Source organism: Candidatus Purcelliella pentastirinorum (assembly GCF_003391335.1).
GTDB lineage: Bacteria > Pseudomonadota > Gammaproteobacteria > Enterobacterales > Enterobacteriaceae > Purcelliella > Purcelliella pentastirinorum.
On the sequence record NZ_CP028374.1, the window covers coordinates 104,496 to 128,487 of the forward strand.

17 protein-coding genes, 1 tRNA gene and 1 pseudogene are annotated in these 23,992 nt (G+C 20.5%); 5 read left to right on the plus strand and 14 right to left on the minus strand.

All coding sequences use genetic code 11. From position 1 onward, the window contains the following. Positions 1-106 precede the first annotated feature (106 nt). Entirely contained in the window at positions 107-1,564 is a 1,458-nt protein-coding gene (tldD, locus tag C9I82_RS00425) for a metalloprotease TldD (RefSeq protein WP_115956240.1), read from the plus strand. 218 nt (positions 1,565-1,782) lie between these two features. Here the strand turns inward: tldD and lspA are convergent, their stop codons facing one another. From lspA to ribF, 3 genes are read right to left on the minus strand one after another with little or no spacing between them, the layout of a single operon-like run. After that, positions 1,783-2,274, minus strand: coding sequence for a signal peptidase II (gene lspA / locus C9I82_RS00430; RefSeq protein ID WP_162859722.1), 492 nt, complete (start codon positions 2,272-2,274; stop codon positions 1,783-1,785). Beyond that, positions 2,243-5,056 (minus strand): isoleucine--tRNA ligase, encoded by a 2,814-nt coding sequence (gene ileS / locus C9I82_RS00435; RefSeq protein ID WP_115955901.1) that lies wholly within the window; start codon positions 5,054-5,056, stop codon positions 2,243-2,245. The genes lspA and ileS overlap by 32 nt, the downstream gene beginning before the upstream one ends. A gap of 24 nt (positions 5,057-5,080) precedes the next feature. After that, positions 5,081-6,016 (minus strand): bifunctional riboflavin kinase/FAD synthetase, encoded by a 936-nt coding sequence (gene ribF, locus C9I82_RS00440; RefSeq protein ID WP_115955902.1) that lies wholly within the window; start codon positions 6,014-6,016, stop codon positions 5,081-5,083. A 200-nt stretch (positions 6,017-6,216) separates the two neighbouring features. On the opposite strand from ribF, the gene rpsT reads away from it, so the two are divergent. Beyond that, positions 6,217-6,477 carry a 30S ribosomal protein S20 gene (gene rpsT / locus C9I82_RS00445; protein WP_115955903.1) on the plus strand — a complete coding sequence of 87 codons (261 nt, stop codon included), beginning with the start codon at positions 6,217-6,219 and terminating at the stop codon, positions 6,475-6,477. Between the two features lie 4 nt (positions 6,478-6,481). On the opposite strand, the gene nhaA is transcribed toward rpsT, so the two are convergent. From nhaA to dnaK, 3 genes are all read right to left on the minus strand, one after another. Further along, the gene (nhaA, locus tag C9I82_RS00450) at positions 6,482-7,651 is read right to left on the minus strand and encodes a Na+/H+ antiporter NhaA (protein ID WP_115955904.1); all 1,170 of its coding nucleotides are present in this window, start codon (positions 7,649-7,651) and stop codon (positions 6,482-6,484) included. A 62-nt stretch (positions 7,652-7,713) separates the two neighbouring features. Further along, positions 7,714-8,844 (minus strand): molecular chaperone DnaJ, encoded by a 1,131-nt coding sequence (dnaJ, locus tag C9I82_RS00455; RefSeq protein WP_115955905.1) that lies wholly within the window; start codon positions 8,842-8,844, stop codon positions 7,714-7,716. Between the two features lie 80 nt (positions 8,845-8,924). After that, positions 8,925-10,841, minus strand: a complete 1,917-nt coding sequence (dnaK, locus tag C9I82_RS00460) for a molecular chaperone DnaK (protein WP_115955906.1) — start codon at positions 10,839-10,841, stop codon at positions 8,925-8,927. Between the two features lie 603 nt (positions 10,842-11,444). Between dnaK and C9I82_RS00465 the strand changes: the two genes are divergently transcribed. After that, positions 11,445-11,519, plus strand: a tRNA-Arg gene (locus tag C9I82_RS00465). 124 nt (positions 11,520-11,643) lie between these two features. Here C9I82_RS00465 and apaH read toward each other — a convergent pair. The 5 genes from apaH to C9I82_RS00495 all read right to left on the minus strand — a co-directional run bounded on the left by apaH (position 11,644) and on the right by C9I82_RS00495 (position 17,433). Further along, a complete protein-coding gene (gene apaH / locus C9I82_RS00470) occupies positions 11,644-12,465 on the minus strand; it encodes a bis(5'-nucleosyl)-tetraphosphatase (symmetrical) ApaH (protein WP_115955907.1) in 822 nt (273 codons plus the stop codon). An 82-nt stretch (positions 12,466-12,547) separates the two neighbouring features. Beyond that, positions 12,548-13,342, minus strand: coding sequence for a 16S rRNA (adenine(1518)-N(6)/adenine(1519)-N(6))-dimethyltransferase RsmA (gene rsmA, locus C9I82_RS00475; RefSeq protein WP_115955908.1), 795 nt, complete (start codon positions 13,340-13,342; stop codon positions 12,548-12,550). 598 nt (positions 13,343-13,940) lie between these two features. Next, a complete protein-coding gene (locus C9I82_RS00485; RefSeq protein ID WP_115955910.1) occupies positions 13,941-15,239 on the minus strand; it encodes a peptidylprolyl isomerase in 1,299 nt (432 codons plus the stop codon). Positions 15,240-15,635: 396 nt separating this feature from the next. Beyond that, positions 15,636-16,139, minus strand: a complete 504-nt coding sequence (locus C9I82_RS00490) for an OmpA family protein (protein WP_115955911.1) — start codon at positions 16,137-16,139, stop codon at positions 15,636-15,638. 544 nt (positions 16,140-16,683) lie between these two features. Continuing rightward, positions 16,684-17,433 carry a Nif3-like dinuclear metal center hexameric protein gene (locus C9I82_RS00495; protein WP_115955912.1) on the minus strand — a complete coding sequence of 250 codons (750 nt, stop codon included), beginning with the start codon at positions 17,431-17,433 and terminating at the stop codon, positions 16,684-16,686. Between the two features lie 353 nt (positions 17,434-17,786). Between C9I82_RS00495 and C9I82_RS00500 the strand changes: the two genes are divergently transcribed. Together C9I82_RS00500 and C9I82_RS00505 are read left to right on the plus strand one after the other, a co-directional pair. Continuing rightward, positions 17,787-17,960, plus strand: a complete 174-nt coding sequence (locus C9I82_RS00500) for a dephospho-CoA kinase (protein WP_115955913.1) — start codon at positions 17,787-17,789, stop codon at positions 17,958-17,960. A 139-nt stretch (positions 17,961-18,099) separates the two neighbouring features. Further along, on the plus strand, positions 18,100-18,318 hold the full coding sequence (locus C9I82_RS00505) for a dephospho-CoA kinase (RefSeq protein WP_162859723.1): 219 nt from the start codon (positions 18,100-18,102) through the stop codon (positions 18,316-18,318). 232 nt (positions 18,319-18,550) lie between these two features. Here C9I82_RS00505 and secA read toward each other — a convergent pair. The 3 genes and pseudogenes from secA to murG form a co-directional block, all read right to left on the minus strand. Beyond that, positions 18,551-21,043, minus strand: a pseudogene (gene secA, locus C9I82_RS00510) (preprotein translocase subunit SecA); the annotation flags it as partial. A gap of 300 nt (positions 21,044-21,343) precedes the next feature. Continuing rightward, entirely contained in the window at positions 21,344-22,786 is a 1,443-nt protein-coding gene (gene murC, locus C9I82_RS00515; RefSeq protein WP_115955916.1) for a UDP-N-acetylmuramate--L-alanine ligase, read from the minus strand. A gap of 52 nt (positions 22,787-22,838) precedes the next feature. Then, a complete protein-coding gene (murG, locus tag C9I82_RS00520; protein WP_115955917.1) occupies positions 22,839-23,879 on the minus strand; it encodes an undecaprenyldiphospho-muramoylpentapeptide beta-N-acetylglucosaminyltransferase in 1,041 nt (346 codons plus the stop codon). Positions 23,880-23,992: the final 113 nt, after the last annotated feature.

Sequence of the window (23,992 nt, forward strand, 5' to 3'; positions counted from 1 at the left end):
AAAATACATATTTTAAATAAAAAAATACTTATGTATAATAATAAAATATTAAAAATAATATAAAATCAATAAAGAATTAAATAAAATCATGTACGAATTATCTAAAATGAATAAAAAATCAGTAATAAATGATATTTTAACAAAAAATAAAATAAATAAAGAAGATATATTTTTAATACTTGATAAATTCAAAAAAAAAAAAATAGATTATGCAGAATTTTACTTTCAAAAAAAACAAGATGAATCATTAATATTAGAAGATAAAATAATTAAAGAAAATTACTACAATATAAATCAAGGAGTTGGAATTAGAATTATTAATAATGAACAAGTTGGATTTTCTTATTCTAATGAAATAAATAAAAAAATATTAGAAAAAAGTATAAATATAATAAATAATTTTATTATTAACAAAAAAATTATTAAAAAAATAAAATATAAAAATATTCCAACATATACAAGATATAGTAATATTAATCCATTAAATCAAATAAAAAATAAACAAAAAATTGATTTATTACACAATATAAATAAATTAGCGAAATCAATTGATAAGAGAGTTAAAAAAGTAACAGTACAATTAACAGGTTCTTATGAAAAAATATTAATAGCTAATACAGATGATTATAAATTACATACAGATATAAGACCATTAATAAAATTATCCATAAATGTATTAGTAGAAGAAAATAATAAAATAGAATATGGAACAAGTGGAGGAGGAGGTAGATTAGATTATAAATATTTTATAAAAAAAAAATATAATGGTGATACATATGCGAATAATTGGACATATGAAGCAGTAAGAATTGCATTAATTAGATTACATGCAAATGAATCACCTGGTGGTAAGTTACCTGTTGTATTAGGAAACGGGTGGCCTGGAATATTATTACATGAAGCAGTCGGGCATGGGTTAGAAGCAGATTTTAATTATAAAAATACTTCAGTATTTAATAAAAAAATAGGAAATAAAATAGCATCAAAATTATGTACAGTAATAGATGATGGGACTATTCAACAAACAAGAGGATCAATAACAATTGACGATGAAGGTACTCCAGGACAAAAAAATATACTAATTAAAAATGGAATTTTACAAAAATATCTTAATGACAAATTACATGCACGTTTAACTAATACATTACCTACAGGTAATGCAAGAAGAGAATCTTATGCTCATATACCATTACCTAGAATGACAAACACATATATGTTATCTGGTAAATCTACTCCAGAAGAAATAATAAATAGTATAGATTTTGGAATATATGCTGTAAATTTTAATGGAGGACAAGTAGATATAACATCTGGACAATTTGTTTTTTCAGCTTCAGAAGCATATTTAATAAAAAAAGGAAAAATATTTAAACCTATAAAAGGAACAACTTTAATAGGTTCAGGAATGGAAGTTATGAAAGAAATCTCTATGATAGCAAATGATTTAAAATTAGATAGTGGAATAGGAACATGTTCAAAAGATGGACAAGACATCCCTGTAGGGGTAGGATTACCAACATTAAAGATAAATAAATTAACCATAGGAGGTACAAAACTTAAATAAATACATATATTTCTATCAAAAAAATACTATTTTAATAATATATTTATCTTATTCTATCATTAATTTAAGATAATTAAAAAAATATATGTTTTTTATTAATTATAAATATTAAATAAATAATAATTTATTTACAAAATAACCTATTATATAAATAAATTTATTTTTATATTAAATAAAACATAAATTAATAATAAAATATAAAAAATAATAATTTATAATTAAAATTTATCATTTAAAAATAATAAAAATACACCAAAAAAAATAAAAAAATCTGCAAAATTAAAAGTAGCAAAATGATAATTTTTAATATGTAAATCAATAAAATCAATAACATAACCATTAATAATTCTATTAACTAAATTACCAATCGCTCCACCTAAAATAAATAACATAGAAATTATTAATTTAATATCATATATATCTGAAATATATAATTTAATGAAAATAATAAATATTATTAAAACAGATAATGTAATTATTAACCAATATTCAAATATACTATTACTAGATAATAAACTAAATGCTATACCATAGTTTTTAACATACAATAAATTTAAAAAAGAAAATAATTTTTTTTTATTTAATAAAATAAAATTATCCATTACTATTTTTTTAGAATAAAAATCAATAAATGTTAAAATATTTATAATAAAAAAATATAATATTTTAAAATATACTTTATATAAAGAAACGTTTTTCACCTTCACCATATAAATTAATAATACATCGTTTACATAAATCAATATAATCTAAACTTTTACCTACACTAATATCATAATGCCAACATCTAGCACATTTATTACCATATGCTTTTCTAACAATTATTTTTAAACCATCAATAATATTACTTTTATAAGAATCTACAGGAGATAAAGAATAATCCATAATTGAAACATAAGAAACAAGAAAAAAAAACTTTAATTCCTTAATCAAATAATATAATAAATCATTAATTTTATTAGTAATATATAATATAACTAAACAATCTAAAGAATTAAATATAATTTTATTAAAACGTAATTTTTCTATTATTTTATTAATTTCATTTTTAATTACCAATAAAGTATACCAAATATTATTATCAACTATATAATTATCATCAATATTAATCCAAGTTTCAGTAAATATATATTCTGTACGTTTACCAGGTAAAAATCTCCAAATTTCATCAGCAGTAAAAGATAATATAGGAGAAATACAACGAACAAGAACCTCAAGAATATAATAAATAGTAGTCTGACAACTTAAATTAGCAATATTATTATTTTTTAATGTATATCTTCTATCTTTAATAATATCTAAATAAAATGATCCCATATCTATAGAACAAAAATGTACTAATTTTTTAACCACATCATGAAAATTATAATTATTATAAAGATCTATAATATCATTTTGTAATTTTTTAATACAATAAATCATCCATTTATCTAATAACAACATATCACATTTATCAACTATATTAATTTTAGGATCAAAATCATTTAAATTAGCTAATAAAAAACGAATGGTGTTACGTATACGTCTATAAATACTTATTGAAGTACTTAAGATATCATTAGAAATAGAAATTTCATTAAAATAATCAGAATATGCAATACATAAACGTAAAATATCAGCTCCAAATTTATTAATAATATAAGAAGGTTCTATAATATTACCTAAAGATTTAGACATTTTATGACCTAAAGAATCAACAACAAATCCATGTGTTAAAACCTGACGATAAGGAGATTTATTATTAATAATCATAGAAATAATCAAAGAGGACATAAACCATCCTCTATGTTGATCAGAACCTTCAAAATAAATATCAGCAAAAAAATTATTCAATTCTTTTCTTTTAGATAATACAGAATAAAATGTTGCTCCAGAATCAAACCATACATCTAATACATCAACAATTTTAATATATTCTTTTTCATTAATATTAAAAAATTTTACATGATCTATTTCCCACCATATATCAACACCATTTAATTCTACAAGATCAGCAACTTTTTTCATTAAATAAATAGTATTTGGATGCAAATCACCTGTATTTTTATTAATAAATAATGGGATAGGAACACCCCAATTTCTTTGTCTAGAAATACACCAATTCGGTCTTTTACTAACCATAGATAACATGTTATTTTTAGACCATGTTGGTAACCATATAACATTTTCTATTTCTTTTAATATTTTTTTACGTAAATTATTTTTCTCTAAATTAATAAACCATTGATATGTTGAAAAAAATATAACAGGATATTTATGTCTCCAACAATATGGATAACTATGTTCTATTTCTTTACTATGTAACAATATATTTTTTTTATAAAATATTTCCAAAAGATTATTATTTGCATCAAAAATATTTAATTTACTTAATAAAGAATGTACATTACATAAATAATTACCATAAGAATCAATAATATCATTTGATCTTAATTTATATCTTTTACCAACCAAATAATCATCTAAACCATGATTAGGTGCTATATGAATTATAGCATTACCTTCATATAAATTAACATGATCACTAAGAACTAAAGGTACTTTATCATCTAAAAATGGATGGAAAAAATATAAAAATTCTAATTTTTTACCTTTACAAATATTACCCACAATAGAATAATTTTTTATATTAACTCTGAAAATAAATTCTGAAAATTTATTTTCAGAAATTATATAACCATAGTTATTATGAAATAATAGAATATAACTTAAATTAGGATGAACACATAAAGCACTATTAGCAGGTACAGTCCACAAAGTGGTACTCCAAGCTACACAATATATAGATTTAAAATTTTTATTTTCACAAATACCAAATCTAGAAAGAACATCTTTAATATCAATTGATTTAAATAAAATATCCGCTGATAAAGAAGTTTTATTACAATATTCAACCTCAGCCTCTGCTAAAGAAGATTGACATTTAACACACCAGTAAACAGGAAAACATTCTCTATATAAATAACCCTTTTTTATAATTTTTATTAAAGCTCTAATAATATTAGCTTCATTTGAATAATCCATAGTTAAATAAGGATTATCCCAATCAGCAACTACACCTAATCTAATAAATTCCTCTTTTTGTTTATTAACCTGTGTATTAGCATATTGACGACATAATTTTCTGAAATCATTTAATAATAATTTTTTTTTAAATACATCAATATTTTTCTCTATAACATGTTCAATAGGCAAACCATGACAATCCCATCCAGGTATATAAGGAGCATTATAATTTCCTAAACTTTTTGATTTAATTATTATATCTTTAATAATTTTATTCATAGCATGACCAATATGAATATTACCATTAGCATAAGGAGGACCATCATGTAAAATAAATAATTTTCTGTTTTTTTTAGATGAACGAATTTTTAAATAAAGATTACCCTTATTCCAATTATTTAAAATATCTATTTCTTTTTTTACCAAATTAGCTTTCATAGAAAATTTAGTATTTGGTAAATTTAAAGTATTTTTATATTTATTCATAATATTAATTTTATAAAATATATATCATATTTTTAACTTAAAATATTTTTTAACAACCATAATATCATTACTAATTTGTTTTTTTAATTTATCTATTGAATAAAAAAATTTCTCATCTCTTATTTTACAACAAAATAATACATCAATACGATAATAATATAAATTAATAAAAATATCCAATAAGTGCACCTCCATTTTTAATTTAGTACCATAAAAGGTAGGACAAGTACCAATATTAGCAATACCATATATAGGTTCTAAAAATAATCCATAAATTTTAACAGCATAAACCCCTCTAAGAGGAAAAGTAGTATGACGAATAGATATATTTGCTGTAGGATATCCAATAACATTACATCCAATAGCATTTCCTTTTACAACACGACCAGAGATCATAAACGATCTACCCAATAATAACTTAACAAAATCAAAATTATTAACATACAAATACTTACGTATTAAAGAACTACTAATTCGTATTTTATTATATAAATAAGTATTAATATTAATAACATTAAATCCATATTTTAAACCTAATTTTTTTAAATGTTTTACATCACAATGACGTTTTACACCCAAACAAAAATCATCTCCAACAATCAATAATTTAATAGATAAATTATTGATTAAAAAATTTTTAATGAAAAACTCGCCATTCAAAGAAGCAAAATCTAATTTAAAACGAATGCATAAAACCAAATCAATACCTAATGTAGATAAATATTTAATTTTTTCACGAAAAGATGTTATACGGATAAAAGGAGTAAATGGTTTTAACACTTCCAATGGATGAGGTTCAAACAATATTACCATTGTTTTTACATTATAATTAGAACCTTCTATACATAAACGCTTTAATAACATTTGATGCCCTAAATGTACACCATCAAAATTACCAATAGTTAATACACATTTACGATATTCATTTTTTAAATTATATATACCACGTATCAAACGCATAATCTACTAAATAAAAATATTATAAAATAATCAATAAATTTAGATTATACTAATATAAAAAAATAAATATATAATTATTTCAAATTATAATGTTATCTAAAATAATTGAAACAAATATTTTTTTAAATAAAATTATTTGCTAAAAAAACTAAATAATTATATAAATATATAATTTACTATATTTTAATGGAGATAATATTATGACAAATACTCAATCAGCTAATAAAAGAATAAAAACAAATGAAAATAAAAGAAAACATAATGTTAGTAAAAAATCCATGATGAAGACATTTATTAAAAGAACACAAAAAGCAATAAATGAAAAAAATAAAGAAAAAGCTAATATTGAATTTAAACAATTACAAAAAATTTTAGATAAATTAGTTTTTAAAAAAATTATACATAAAAATAAAGCTGCTAGACATAAATCAAATTTTACTATTAAAATAAAAAAAATTTAAAAAATCAATTTTTTTTAAATTGTCTCTTTATCATTAAGTATCCTAATATACCAGATATTAAAGACGATAAAAAAACTCCTAATTTAGCTATTTCTATTAATAAAAGATCATGACTATTATTATATGATAGCAAAATAATAAAAATAGACATTGTAAAACCAATTCCAGAAATAATACCTGCAGACAAAATATTATAAATATTTAAATCAATTAATATATTTTTATTTTTAAATTTAGTAAAAATCCAACTGAAAAATGTTATACCTATAGGTTTACCTAAAAATAAACCAAAAAATATACCTAGAAATAAAAAAGAAAAAAAATCTTTAAAATGAACATGTAAAAAACAAATACCAGAATTTACAAAAATAAAAATAGGTAAAATTATTTTATCTACAAAAGTTCTCAAATTAGAATATAACATTCTATCTAAACTAACATTATCAATTATATATCTCTCAGATGAAAATAAACCCATAAATAAACCAGTCATAGTTGGATGTATACCAGATTTTAATAACATAAACCATAAAAATAAACCACAAAATAAATAAATAATAAGACTTTTATTTTTAAAAAAATACAAAAATAATAAAAACAAAATATTTAAAAAAGATAAGAATAAAAAAAATATAGAAATATTATTATTATAAAATATAGCAATAATTAAAATTGCAATTATATCATCAAAAACAGATAATATTAACAAAAAAGTCCTAAATGAAACAGGAATATAAGAATTTAATATTGATAAAATACATATAACAAAAGGTATATCAGTAACAGTTGGAATAGCCCAACCATGTCTGATAATTAAATTATTAAAATTAAATAAATAAAAAATTAATCCAGGTAATAACATTCCTCCTAAAGCAGCAAAAGCAGGTAAAAAAATAACATAATTATTAGACAAAAATCCCATAAATCTTTCATATTTTAATTCTAAAATTACTTTAAAGAAAAAAAATGTCATTAAAAAATTATTAACGAAAAAATATGTAATATAACTAAAATTAAAACCTAAAACATTAAAATTATATGGTAAATATATTAAAGAAAAATATATTTTTTTAGTATAATTATTATTAGCAACTAATAATGTAATAAAAAAAACTATTAATAAAAAATAATTATCATTTATTTTATTAAAATAAAACCTGCAACATTTTATCATGATATAAAAAAATAAAAATATAAAAAAATTTCAAAAATTTTAAATAATAAAAAATTATAATATCAGCTTGTTAAATCATCAAAAAATTTTTTAACACCATTAAAAAAATTTTTTGATTTAGGATTATTTACTTTAGAAGATGAACAATCAAGACTTTTACCTAACTTATATAACATTTTTTTTTGTTCATAATTTAAGTTAACAGGTGTTTCTACAATAACTTTGCACAATAAATCACCTAAATAATTACTTCTAATAGATCTTACTCCTTTACCCCTCATACGAAATAATTTACCTGTTTGTGTCTCAGCCGGTATTCTTAATTTTATTTTACCATTTAATGTTGGCACCTCTATTTTACCACCTAAAGCTGCCATTATAAAACTAATAGGAACTTCACAATATAAATTATTATTTTTTCTTGAAAAAATAGAATGATCTTTAACTTTTATTTCAACATATAAATCACCTGAAGATCCACCTCTTATACCATATTCTCCTTCACCTGTTAAACGAATTTTATCACCAGTATCTACTCCGGATGGTATTTTAACAGATAGTGTTTTATTACGTTCAATACGCCCATTACCATCACATAAATTACATGGATTATTTATAACTGATCCATCTCCATTACAAGCTGGACAAGTTTGTTGTACAGTAAAAAAACCTTGTCTCATTTGAACTTGACCAGCACCATTACATGTTTTACATAATTTTGACTTTGTACCTATCTTAGCACCACTACCTCTACAAACATTACATCTCTGTAATACTGATACTTGTATTTTTTTAGTAATACCAATTACTGCTTCTTCCAAAGTAAGATCTAAACTATAACATAAATCTGAACCAGAAGATTTATGTTGACGACGACTAGAACTACCAAAAATATCTCCAAAAACATCACCAAAAATATCTCCAAAATCAGCATTAGTATGATAAGAAGTATGAGAAGAACTATTATTATTAAATGCTTCATGACCATACTGATCATAAGATGAACGTTTTTGTTTATCACTTAAAATTTCATATGCTTCTTTTACTTCCTTAAATTTATCCTCCGCTGATTTATTACCCTGATTACGATCAGGATGAAACTTAATAGCTAATCGTTTATAAGCTTTTTTAATATCACGATTACTAGCAGATTTAGAAACACGTAAAACATCATAATAATCTTTTTTAATCATTGTATAATTTACTCTTAATAATTATATAACTATAAAATATAAATAATATAATTATATATACTAAAAAATATAAAACAAAATTATTTTTTGTTATCTTTAATTTCTTCAAAATCAGCATCTACAACATCTGAATTCTGTTTATTATTTTCCGTTTTAAACGATGTTGATGAAGACATTTTATCTTGATTCTTCATAGCTTCTATAAGTTTATTAGAAACTTGAATCAAAGATTGTATTTTACTTTGAATATCTTCTTTATTTTCAGATTTTAAAGATGACTCTAAATCATTTAAAGCATTTTCTATAATATTTTTATCTTCTAAAATTAATTTATCACCACTATCTTTTAATTGTTTCCTAGTACTATGCAATATCTGATCTCCTTGATTTTTTACTTGAACTAATTCTTCAAATTTACGATCTGATTCAGCATTATTTTCTGCATCACGTATCATTTTATCTATTTCACCTTCATTCAAACCAGATGATGCTTTTATAGTAATTCTTTGTTCTTTACCTGTATTATTATTTTTAGCAGATACATGTAAAATACCATCAGCATCAATATCAAAAGTAACTTCAATTTGCGGTATACCCCTAAGAGCAGGTTGTATACCATCTAAATTAAATTGGCCTAAAGATTTATTATCTAAAGCACGTTTACGCTCGCCTTGTAATACATGTATAGTAACAGCTGATTGATTATCTTCAGCTGTAGAAAATACCTGACTATGTTTAGTAGGTATTGTGGTATTTTTACTTATTAAAGAAGTCATTACTCCACCCATAGTTTCTATTCCTAATGATAAAGGAGTAACATCTAATAATAAAACATCTTTAACATCTCCAGATAAAACTCCTGCTTGTACAGCCGCTCCTACAGCTACTGCTTCATCAGGATTAACATCCTTACGAGGTTCCTTCTTAAAATATTCTGCTACTTTTGTTTGAACCATAGGCATACGAGTTTGCCCACCAACTAAAATTACATCATTTATATTTGTTATAGATAAATTTGCATCTTTTAAAGCAACTTTCATAGGTTCTATAGACTTATAAATTAAATCTTCAACTAAAGATTCTAATTTTGCACGAGTAACTTTAATATTTAAATGTTTAGGACCACTAGAATCCGCTGTTATATATGGTAAATTAACATCAGTTTGATGTGTAGAAGATAATTCAATTTTAGCTTTTTCTGAAGACTCTTTTAAACGTTGCATAGCTAATGGATCATTATGAAGATCAATACCAGTATCTTTTTTAAACTCATTTACTAAATAATTTATCAAACGACTGTCAAAATCTTCTCCTCCTAAATGAGTATCTCCATTAGTAGCTAAAACTTCAAAAGTTTTTTCACCATCAACTTCATCTATTTCTATAATGGAAATGTCAAATGTACCTCCACCTAAATCATATACAGCAATAACACGATTACCTTTACCCTTATCTAAACCATAAGCTAAAGCTGCTGCAGTAGGTTCATTAATTATACGTTTAACCTCCAAACCAGCTATACGACCAGCATCTTTAGTAGCTTGTCTTTGAGCATCATTAAAATATGCAGGTACAGTTATAACAGCTTTATTAATAATTTCTCCTAAATAATCTTCTGCTGTTTTTTTCATTTTCTTTAAAATTTCAGCTGAAATTTGAGGAGGTGCCATTCTTTTATTTTTTACATTTAACCAAGCATCACCATTTCTAGATTCAACTATTTTATAAGGCATTATTTTAATATCACGTTGTACTTCTTCATCTTTAAAACGTCTTCCTATTAAACGCTTTATTGCAAATAAAGTATTTTCTGGATTTGTCACTGCTTGACGTTTTGCAGGTTGACCAACTAATATTTCATTATCTTTAGTATATGCTATAATAGAAGGTGTGGTACGATCACCTTCAGAATTTTCTAAAACTCTAGCTTTATTACCATCCATAATAGCAACACAAGAATTAGTCGTACCTAAATCAATACCCATAATTTTACTCATATAAAAACCTCTAAAATAAATTTAATTACTATATAAAAATTTTGTAAATTTTATTCAATTATAAACTCTATATGTCAATTTAGATGGGGCCGCTTAATTAAGCATCAAGAGCAAAAACAAAAAATATTTTAAATAAATAAAAATTAATTAAACTAAAATACAATTAATTTTATTAAATAAAATATAATAAAAAAATTTTTAAAAAATAATTTACTCAATATACAAGATAAATATATTTAAACTATTTTAAAAAATATACAGTATACTAATTTAAATAATAGTATTTATTTTCCAAATTAAAAAATAAAATAAAAAAACTATTAAAAAAAAATTTATTAAATGAAATATATTTTAAAATTTTAATAAATAAAACAAAAATTTTTATATAAAACATCAACTATAATTAAATTTATACATTTTTATTCAAATAAATATATTTATATAAATATATTCAAAATTAAAAATAAAACAAAAATAAATAATTTTTAGTATACAATATATTTTTATAGAAAAGATATTTTTAATACAAAACAACAATTATAAAATTAATATTTACAAAAATATTAATTTTATTAAATTCAAAATAAAAAATATATAAAAAATGCGCCCTTAGCTCAATATGGATAGAGCAACAGCCTTCTAAGCTGTAGGTTACAGGTTCAATTCCTGTAGGGCGTAATCAATAAAATTACTAATTAATAATATATTTATAAAAAAAAAAATATACTTAAATAAAAATCAAAAAATTCTTAAAAATAATTAATAATAATAAAACCTATTTAATTATATAGATTAAATAAAATTATTTATTTTGTAAAAATGATCTTATTTTAAAAAACTTATTATCTTCCCATCTAAACATTGTTAAATACCCCCCCCAACAACACCCATAATCTAAAAAAATTATATTAGAAGGTAAACTAACATTAACTAAAGAAGACCAATGTCCAAAGATTATTTTATAATCATTTGGTATAACATTTGTTTTTAAATACCATGGTATTAAATGAGAAGGGGCATAAAACGGATTTAACTTGCACAACAACTCTAATCTACCATCTGGTAAGAAATACCTCATATTAGTAAACACATTCAATATAAAATTCATTTTTTCAAAATTTATTGATTTAAATAAAAAATCAATAATTTTACCATTAAATATATAATCTAGAAAAACATCATAAATACTACTAGATAATATTTCATTTATTGATTTAGAATAGTCAATTAAAGTATTAATATCCCATTTTGGATGAATACCAGCATGTGATAAAATTATTTTCTTATTTTTATCAATTTGAATAAATGGTTGATATCGTAACCAATTAACCAAATCAACTATATCATCAGATAAAAATATAGAAGACAAATTTTCTTTGATTTTAAATTGAATAATATTTAAATAAATTGCGATAAATAATAAATCATTATTACCTAAAACCACACGTGCTTTTTTACCTAAAGAACGAATATATCTTAAAACATCTAAAGACTTATTCCCTTTAAAAACTAAATCTCCGGCAATCCATAATATATCTTTATCGGGATTAAAAAATACTTTTTTTAGTAAAAGTTGTAATTCATCATAACAACCATGTATATCACCTACAAAATAATTACTCATAAATTAATATTCTTTAATAATAAATTATTTTACAATATATTATGTGTAATAAATTATAACAAATTTAAAAATAAAAAATATTTTATAAATTATTAGATAATTTGCAAAAATCATAAACAGAAATATTTTCAGCACGTAAATCAGGATTAATATTTAATTTTATTAAATCATTAACAGTAAAAAAATTACTTAAACTATTACGTAACATTTTTCTACGAAACATAAAAGCAGATTTGACAATTAAATTAAATAATTTAATATTATTAACTTTATATATATTTTTACTCCGAGGTATAATTTTTACAAAAGAAGAATCAATTCTAGGACTAGGAATAAAAGATTTAGAATAAACATTAAATAAAAAAAATATTTCATAATAATATTGCATAATAACAGTCAATCTACAATAATTTTTATTTCCTGGTAAAGAAATCAACTTATCTACAACTTCCTTTTGCATCATAAAATACATATCTTTTATATGATTTATATATCTAATAAAATAAATAATTAAAGAAACTGATATATTATAAGGTAAATTACCAAATATTCTAATATTTTTATTATAAATTAAAGAAAAATAACAAAAATTAAAACTCATAACATTTTGTTTAAAAATAACTACATTAGAGGAAATTAATTTATTATTACATAAATATAAAACTAAATCTTTATCTAATTCAATAACAAATAATTTTCTTACAAAATTACTTACAGGTATTGTTAAAGCCCCAAAACCTGGACCTATTTCAATTAATACATCATCATATAAAGGATTAATAATATCAATAATATTTTTTATAACTTTATTATCTATAAGAAAACATTGACCTAAATATTTTTTAACAATATGTCCTTTATATATAAAATTATTCATAAATATTTCTAATCATATATTTAATAAACAAAACTAATAAGATCAATTTTATCAATTACTAATAAATCTAAAAGAATTAAATATAAAACAAATGTACAAATAAAAAGTAAAATAAAATAAATATTTATAGTTTTATTAAAAATACAAAATTTTAATACAATAAATTTCTGACCATGATACATAATTAATATTATATTTACATAAATTATATATTTAGAAAAAGATATAATACCAAGAGATAATAAATCAATTAACTTTATTCTTTCATTAATACATAATTTATTTAAAACTAATATAATAATTTTATTTTCTTAATCACCAATAAAAATATTTATACAAACATGATAATTTAAACTAGAAATTAAAATTTTAGAATTTATTATATTAAATAAATATTTTAAATTTTTATTAATAATTCTAATAACAGTTTTCAAATTATATTTTATAATAAAAAAAAATACATTTATTATAGGTACATAATTAATAAATAAAAAAAAATAAAATATATAATTCATTAAAATTATAAAAATTTTTTTAATATTAAAATAAGAAGAAAAAAAACATTATCCTTAAAAAATTAATATTATATTTATTCATCTTAATTAAATATTTTTATATAAGAAAATTTATTTAATTTTTCTAAAAATAACTCTTTTGTTTCAAGATATTTATTTTTATACAAGTAATCATAAAATTTTATTTGTTCTAATACATGTAAACGATTAACTATACGAGTTCCTAATAATTGGATCAAATGCCAACCCATAGAAGATTTTAATGGTTTACTAATTTGCATAATATTTAAATTAGATAAAACTACTTTAAATTTATTATTTAAATGATTAGAATCAAACCATCCAAAATATCCATTTCGATCATTAAGAAACTTATTATCCATAGAAAAAATATTTACAGCATTATCAAAACTAATATTACCAGATTCAATTCTTTTTTTAATCAAAGACAGTTTTAAAGAAATATCATAATCATTTTTAATAAAAAAATTAGGTATAAATATATGACGAATACAAAACTCTTTAAATATAATTTTTTTTACCTTATTAAATAAATCTTTGATATTTACAATATAAAAACCTGCGGCAGACTTTATAGGATAAGATATATCCCCTGTTTTACCATGAATTAAAAATTTTTCAAATATAACAGGTAAACTTCCAATTGTTCGATATTCAAACAAAATAATCTTTACTAATTTTAAATGATCTACATATAATTTTTTAATATCTCTAAACTTAATTCCTTTTTTTAATTTAAAAAAAATTTTATTAGATAATGTCTGTTTTAATATAAATTCTTTACAATTATAATTTTCTGATAAGGGTATAAAAAAACACCTTAAAAAATAAACATTATTTTTTATATATCTATAAAAAATATTTTTTGTAAATAAATTCAATTCTTCATAAGTAATATAAACATTTTTACTTATTTCATAATCCAATATTTTAGAAATTAAAATTTCTCTTTTAAGATATTTAAAATAAACAGAATAATCAATACCATAATAAAAAAGATAAAATTTAAATTTTTTAAAAGTAATATTAAACTTATTAATTATATTTGATATAACACCTAAAACTTCTTCATTAGTAATATTAAATTTATATTTTTTACCCAAAGGAAATATTAATTGATTATTAATTAAATATTTTATAGATTGCTTACGCAAAACATCTCTACTTACTATCAAATTACTTAACAATTTTGTTTGCATTTTTATGATATTCATTATATTTTGAATATCACTTTCTAAAATAATTTGATTATTTACTATTAAGGATATTTTATCTATAAAACATTCAAATGAATATGAATATTCACAATTAAATATCATTATAATAATTAAAAAATAAATATTTTTTCTTAATATAGACATAAAAAATAATTTTAAAAATTTTAAAACAATGTTAATAAAAATTCTTGTAAATTAATAATAAAATTCTCAAAAATTTTAATTTATAGATCTAAATAAATAAAAATATCAAATTAATAAATTAAATAAAATAAAATTAAATTAAAAATACAAAAAATAAATATTAACAAAAATTATGTTAAATAAAATACTCAACTTAATAAAATACCATAGCGGTAAAATTATTATTAATACTGAAAATTAATTTATAAATATTTATTTAATAAATTTATCAAAAAATATAAGAAAATGATTAAAATATATAAAATAACACCAACCGAAACAAATTCCTAAAACTCCTTAAATATAAAAATTATTTAGTACTAAAATATCATTTTAAATTTATCAAAAAATATTTTTTTATTTTTTGTAAATTATAACCGCTCTCCTATTTTTTGCATAAACTAACTCAGTATTACCTTGTAATAAAGGCCTATCCTTTCCATATGAAATTACAGATATCTGTTCAACATATGCTCCTTTACTTTCTAAATATTTCTTTAAAGCATTAGCACGTTGCTTTCCTAAAATAAAATTATATTTAATTGTACCTCTATTATCTGTATGACCTTCAATAATTATTTTACAATGAGGATGACTATGCAAATAAATTGCATGCATATTTAACATACTAAAGAATTTATCATCAATATTATATTTATTCAAAGGGAACAAAACTATATTTTTATCCATTATATCTGAAAGTAAAATATTCTTTTTATTATGAATATTATTATCTACATAATTTAAAGATAATGATCCCTTATCAGATATTTTGTGATTTTTAGAAACATCACAAGAAACAATAAATATAAAACATAAAATAAATAATAAAAATTTATTTAAAAAAAACCTATACAACATTTTTCACACCTCTATATTAAAATTTTAAAATAAAAATATAATTATTAAACTAATAAATTATTTTATACTAAACAAATTAAATATTTATTATAAAACAATAATTCAATTAAATTGAAATCTTTAATTGAAAATAAATTTTATTCTATAATAATATTATGAAATAAAATAATAAAATTTTAATTAATTAAACTATAAACACCATTTATTTATAATATCATTATTAATATTTATTTAATATACTAAAGTATAAATTTTTATATAAAAACAAAAAAATATTCTATATAAGAATATACTAATTTATCTTTAAATAAATAAAAAAAAATAAATATCATCTTAAAAAAAAAATAAAATAATCAATATTAAATATATAAAATTTACTTTTTTCTAAAAATACAAACTTAATATTTAATAATTAAAGAATTTTAAAATAAATTAAATATGTAAATAAATACTCATAAAAAAATATTAATTATTAAAATACATGATAAATTTATTAAATAAATATAAACATGTTAATATAAAATAAAAAATATATTAATTAAATTTAAATAGGATTATCAACATCAAAAAAAGTAATCTTCAAATTATATTTGTCCTTAAGCCACATACCCAAAGAAATAATACCATATCTTTCAGAAACATAATGACCTATAGAAAAAAAATGGATATTATTTTCACGTATAATATGAAAAGTTTGTTCAGATATTTCACCAGTTATAAATGCATCAACACCAAAATTAATGGCATAATCAATATAATTTTGTCCTGCTCCACTACACCAAGCAATTTTTTTAATTAAATTTGATAAATTACTTTTACTAGAACAATGATATGGTTTTCTAAGAAAAATTTTATTAATATTAAAAATTAATTCATTATAAGAAATAAAATGTTTAAACTCTCCCCAAAAAACAAATGGATGTATTTTGCCACATATTTCAATAGATAACAATTTAGCTAATTGAACATTATTACCAAATTCATAATGAATATCTAAGGGTAAATGCCAACAATACAAATTAATACTATTATTTAAAATTGTTTTTATTCGATTATATTTAATCCCTTTAATAACAGGATTTTCATTCTTCCAAAATAATCCATGATGAACTATAACTGCATCTGCATTTAACATTACAGCTTTGTCTAATAATTCTTGACACAAACTAACACCAATAACAACTATCTTAATTTCTTTACATCCTTCAATTTGCAATCCATTAGGTAAATAATCATTAATTTTATTAACATTTAATTCTTTATTTATAATATTTTCTAATTTAATATTATCCATATTATTTATTAGTTCATTTTACAAAATTTATAATAAAATTACCTTAACATTATAACATAATTTTAAATATTTTTAAGAATAAAAATTTAAATATTTTTAAGAATAAAAATAATTGCGAAAAATTTTAACAATTAAATATTAAATACAAAAAATATAAATATAATTAATGTAAAATTATAAAAATAAATTTAAAAAATAAATCTATATAATAATATTAAAATTTAAAATTAAAGTATAAAAAATATTTTTAATAATTATTAAAAATATAAATATTAAAATATTAATAAAATAAAACATTTTATAATAAACAATTAAAATAAACAATATTAAAAAATTAAATTTATAATAAAAAAATGAATTATATAATAACTTTAACTGGTGGAATTGGATATAGAAAAACTACAGCTGCCAATATATTAAGAAAACTTAAAATAAACATAATAGATTCTGATAAAATTCGTAAAAAAATAACAAAATCAGGTAAACCAACTTTAAAAACTATAATAAATAAATTTGATATAAACTAGTTAACCAAAAAAGGTTTATTAAATAAAAAAAAATATTTAAAAAAACTAAAATATAGAATTCGATTAAATAATTTTTTACATCTATAATACATGAAGAAACAAAAAAACAAATATTAAAAAATAAATCTATATGATATTTGTGAATTATACCTCTCTTATTAAATACAAATATAAAAAAAATACAAATCGTATACTTGTAATAAATGTATCAAAAAACACACAAATAAAAAAAATAATGTTAAGAGATAATTATAATTATTATCAAACTAAAAACATTATATCAACACAAGATAAGAATAATAAACGTTCAAATTTAGCCGATGATATAATAAAAAACGAAAAATCAATAGAAAATTAAAAAAAAAGATAATAAAACTAAATAATTTTTATAACAAATTAGCAATAAAAAAAAATTAATATTAAATTTTATTTAATTTAAAAAAATTACTTATTAAGTATAATATAGATATTATAAAAAATAAAATATAAATCTACAATTTGTCATTTCCATTTATTTTATTAAACAACAAACTATAATTTATTGTACTAATATTATTCATATCAATAAAAAATAAACCTTTGTAAAAATTAACATATATTTTAGTTATAATACTAATTACCTCATATTTTAAAGATTCTAACATATTTATAAACATAATAAAAGATTCACGTTTATATTCTTGCTTTGGGTCCTTTTGCGCATAACCCCTCAAATGAATACCTTGACGCAAATAATCCATGGAAGCTAAATGCTCCTTCCAAAATAAATCTAAGATTTGCAACATAACATTTTTTTCTATATTTTGTAATAATAAACGATCAATCAATTTCTCTTGATTATCATGGAAATTAATTATATCTCGTAATATATATGCATATATATCAAATTCTTTATTATTTATTATATCTGTATTTAATTTATATAATGATAATTCTAAATTAAAATCCTGTTTAATAATATTTTTAAATTTAATTAAACTACAGAGCAATTCAGATAAATTTGTAGAAACATAAGTATTAATAATTTTATTAAACACATCATTACGAACAACCTTAATTGTTCCACTAATATTAATAGATTCTAAAAGAAAATTACGTTGCATATAAATTACTTTGCGTTGATCATTAGCAACATCATCATATTCTAATAACTGTTTTCTAATATCAAAATTACGATTTTCTACTTTACGTTGAGCATTGGCTATAGCCTTTGTAACCCATGGATGTTCAATAGCTTCTCCAAAATTAATACCTAATTTACGCATCATATGAATAATTTTAGAAGGAGTAAAAATACGCATCAAAGTATCATCCATAGATAAATAAAAACGAGAAGAACCAGGATCACCTTGACGACCAGACCTACCTCTTAATTGATTATCTATCCTTCTAGATTCATGACGTTCAGTACCAATAATATATAAACCACCTACGGATACAACAAAATCATGTTTTTTTTTCCAAATTAACTTATTTTTATATAGTTCATTAGAATCAATAACATTAAATAATTTATTGATATTAATTTTACTACCTCCTAAAACAATATCAGTACCTCTACCTGCCATATTAGTAGCAATTGTTACTGCACCTGGTTCACCAGCTTTTGCAATAATTTCAGCTTCCTGAACATTAAATTTAGCATTTAAAACACTATGTTTTATACCTAATTTCTTTAATTCATTAGAAATAAGTTCAGATTTTTCTATAGAAATAGTTCCAACTAAAACAGGTTGTTTTTTTTTAATACAATTAATAATATCTAAAATAATAGCATTTATCTTTTCATTTTCAGTAATATATATTAAATCAGAAAAATCTTTTCTAATCATAGGTTTATTAGTAGGAATAATTACTGTATCAAGATTATAAATAGTATTTAACTCAAAAGACTCAGTATGTGCAGTACCTGTCATACCAGATATTTTTTTATACATTCTAAAATAATTCTGAAAAGTTATAGATGCTAAAGTTTGATTCTCATTTTGAATATTAACATTTTCTTTAGCTTCTATAGCTTGATGTAAACCATCAGACCACCTTCTACCAGGCATAATTCTACCGGTATGTTCATCAACAATAATAACTTTATTATTTTTAACAATATAATCAACATTACGAATAAATAAAGTATGAGCTCGTAATGCTGCTAATATATGATGCATTAATATTATATTAGCAGAAGAATATAAAGATTCTTCACTACTCATAATACCTCTTTCAACCAATAAATTTTCTAATAAATCCATACCTCTTTCAGTTAAATAAACCTGTTTAGATTTTTCATCAATTGAAAAATGACCAAAACCATCATATACATCAGAATCTTCTTTATCTTGACATATCAAATTAGGAACGATTTTATTTATTTCAAAATATAAATTAGAATTATTTTCTGTAGGACCTGAAATAATCAACGGAGTACGTGCTTCATCAATAAGAATAGAATCAACTTCATCTACAATAGCATAATATAATTTTCGTTGTACACGATCATTCTTATTAAAAACCATATTATCTCTAAGATAATCAAATACATATTCATTATTGGTACCATAAGTTATATCAGCATTATATGCTATTCTTTTTTCTAAAGTAGAAGTGCTGGAAACATTAACACCCACAGTTAATCCAAGAAATGTAAATAATTCACGATTATTTTCTGCATCTCTTTTTGCTAAATAATCATTTACTGTAACTATATGTACACCATATCCATTTAAAGAATTCAAATAAGCTGGTAAAGTTGCAGTTAATGTTTTACCTTCCCCTGTTCTCATCTCTGCAACACAACGTTTGTTTAATACAATTCCTCCAATAAGTTGAACATCAAAATGACGCATACCAAATATTCTTTTACTAGCTTCCCTAACAACAGCAAATGCTTCAGGAAGTAATGAATTTAATGATTCACCACTTTTCAATCTATTACGAAATTCAATAGTTTTATTCTTTAACAAATCATCAGATAATTTAGAAATATCATTCTCAAAAGAATTAATTATATTAACAATCCTATACATACGTTTTAAAATACGATCATTACGACTACCAAATAATTTAGTTAAAAACTTTATAAACATAATATAATTCTCATAAATAATAAATTAAAATTAACTTTAAACATATTTAAGATCTTTAAAAACTTATAATTTTAATTAACCATTTGAAATATAAAAAAATAAGTATTTTATTAAAATTATAATCTTTAGTTTAATATTAAATAATTTAAAAATATATATCCTATTAATATCTATACCATAATAAAATAGAATATATGAACTAACTAAAAAATAAAAATATTTTCTTAAATAAACTTGCTAATAATAATTTAATTAATGAATACTATATTATTAAAATTTTTATATAATAATTTAATATTATTATATTATTTTTAATAATTTTTTAATAACATTAGTTATGTCACCAGCTCCTTGTATTATTAATACATCATTACAAGTAAGAATAACTTTCAATTTATCTATCAAAAAATCAAAATCTTTTACAAAAATAGGACTTAATTTGCCAAGTATAAAAATATCACTACATAATTTAGTACTATTTATACCAAAAATAGGTAATTCATTAGAAGAATAAATATCAGAAATAAATAAAACATCAACATTAGATAATATATTTATAAAATCATTATACAAATCACGAGTACGAGTGAAACGATTTGGTTGAAAAACCATAATTATTCTTCTATTTATCCAGCATTTTCTTGCAGTCAATATAGATATATTAATTTCAGCAGGATGATGACCATAATCATCAACAATAATAAAATTGCCAATCCTACCATTAATCATAGATAATGAAAATTTACCAATATATTCAAAACGTCTTTTTGTACCTTTATATTTTTTTAATACTTTTAAAATATGTTTATCATTAATATTATCTTCTTTAGCAATTATTAATGCTGCTGTAGCATTTAAAGCATTATGTTTACCAGGCATATTTAATAAAATTTTAATATCATATTTATTTTTATATAATAGTCTAAAAGAACTCTTTAAACCTATTTGTTTATAGTTATGTATATGTACATCAGCATCATTACTAAATCCATAAGTAATAAATTTACGACAAACATAAGGTATTAAATCACGAACAACTAAATCATCTATACATAAAATAGCTTTCCCATAAAATGGTAAATTATGTAAAAATTTAATAAAAGCATTTTGTAATTTTTTAAAACTTCCATCATAATTACTTAAATGTTCAGCTTCAATATTTGTTATAATAATTACCATAGGATGAAAAAATAAAAAAGAAGAATCACTTTCATCAGCTTCAAAAATAAAACAATTACTAGAACCTAAAAATGAATAAGAATTAATAGATTTAATATATCCACCATTAACAATAGAAGGATTTCTATTGTTATTAAAATAAATATCAAAAATCAAAGCTGAAGTTGTAGTTTTACCATGTGTACCAGCAACAGCAATACTATAACTAAAACGAATCAATTCAGATAATATTTCTGCTCTAGAAATAACTGGTATATTTGATTTAAGAGCTGATAAAACTTCTATATTATCATTTTTAATTGCACCAGAATAAATAACAACATCAACATTTTTAATATTATTAGAATCATGTTTATGATATACTGAAACTCCTAAAGACAATAAATAATTAATATTATCATTAATTTTAATATCTGAACCGCTAATAATAAAACCCATATCTAACAAAATTTTAGCTAATCCTACCATGCCAGATCCACCTATACCAATAAGATATATATTTTTAGGAAGATTAATAGAATTAAAAACAGAAAAATTATTTTTAAAATAAGTTAAAAAATTCATTACTATATATAATTAAAATATAAAATATTAATGAAAATAAACTATAAATTAATTAAATACAACTATTAATAATTTTTAATATTCGTTCTAAAGAACCTGGTAAATAAAGAGATTTAGCTTTAACAGACATCTTAAATAATATTGAACGATTTAATGAATTAAAAATAGAAATAAACATATCAACATTAAATTTTTCTTGTTTACAAATAATTCCAGCACCAACCTTCTCTAATAATAAAGCATTAAAATACTGTTGATGATCTGAATGTTCAAAGGGAACTAAAATTGAAGGTAAACCAACCGCTATCAACTCACTAACTGTAATAGCTCCAGATTGACAGACAACTAAATCTGCCCATGCATACGCTTTAGCTATATTATGAATAAAATCATTTATTCTATATTGTATAACTCCTATTTTTTTATAAATAGCATCTATTTCATTAAATGCATTATAACCAACCTGATGCCATAATAATATATTATCTTTTAATAACTTTAACACATCCGGGAAAATATCATTAAATATCTTAGCACCTTGGCTACCTCCTATAACAAGAATCCTTATTGGCCCAGAACGATTATTGAATCTTAACTCAGGGGGTAAAATAGAAATAATTTCATTTCTTATGGGATTGCCAACTACAATAGAATTTAATATAGCACCTGGAAATGCTTGAATAGATATATTAGCTATTTTAGCTAATAATTTATTAGTAATACCTGCTATTACATTTTGTTCATAAATAATTAAGGGTATTCTTAATATCCATGATATTATCCCACCAGGAGCTGAGATATAACTACCTAAACCTAAAATAACATCAGGTTTCCAAATTTTTATAATTTTTTTTAATTTATATAAACTACGAAATAAATTAAAAAAAAATAATAAATAAAATTTTAATCCTTTACCTCTCAATCCATTAATATATATAAAATCAATATTTATATTATATCTGGGTATCAAAAAAGATTCCATTCTATCCTTAGTACCTATCCAAAGTACATCCCATCCATTTTTAATGAGAGCTTTTGCTATTACAATGCCCGGAAAAATATGACCACCAGTACCTCCCCCCGTTATTATTATTTTTTTTTTTTAATCATCCAAACTCCAAAAAATATAATATGTAAAATTAAATTAAAAATTATTTTATTAATAAATAATATTATATAATTTAAAATATATTTTCAATAAAAAAT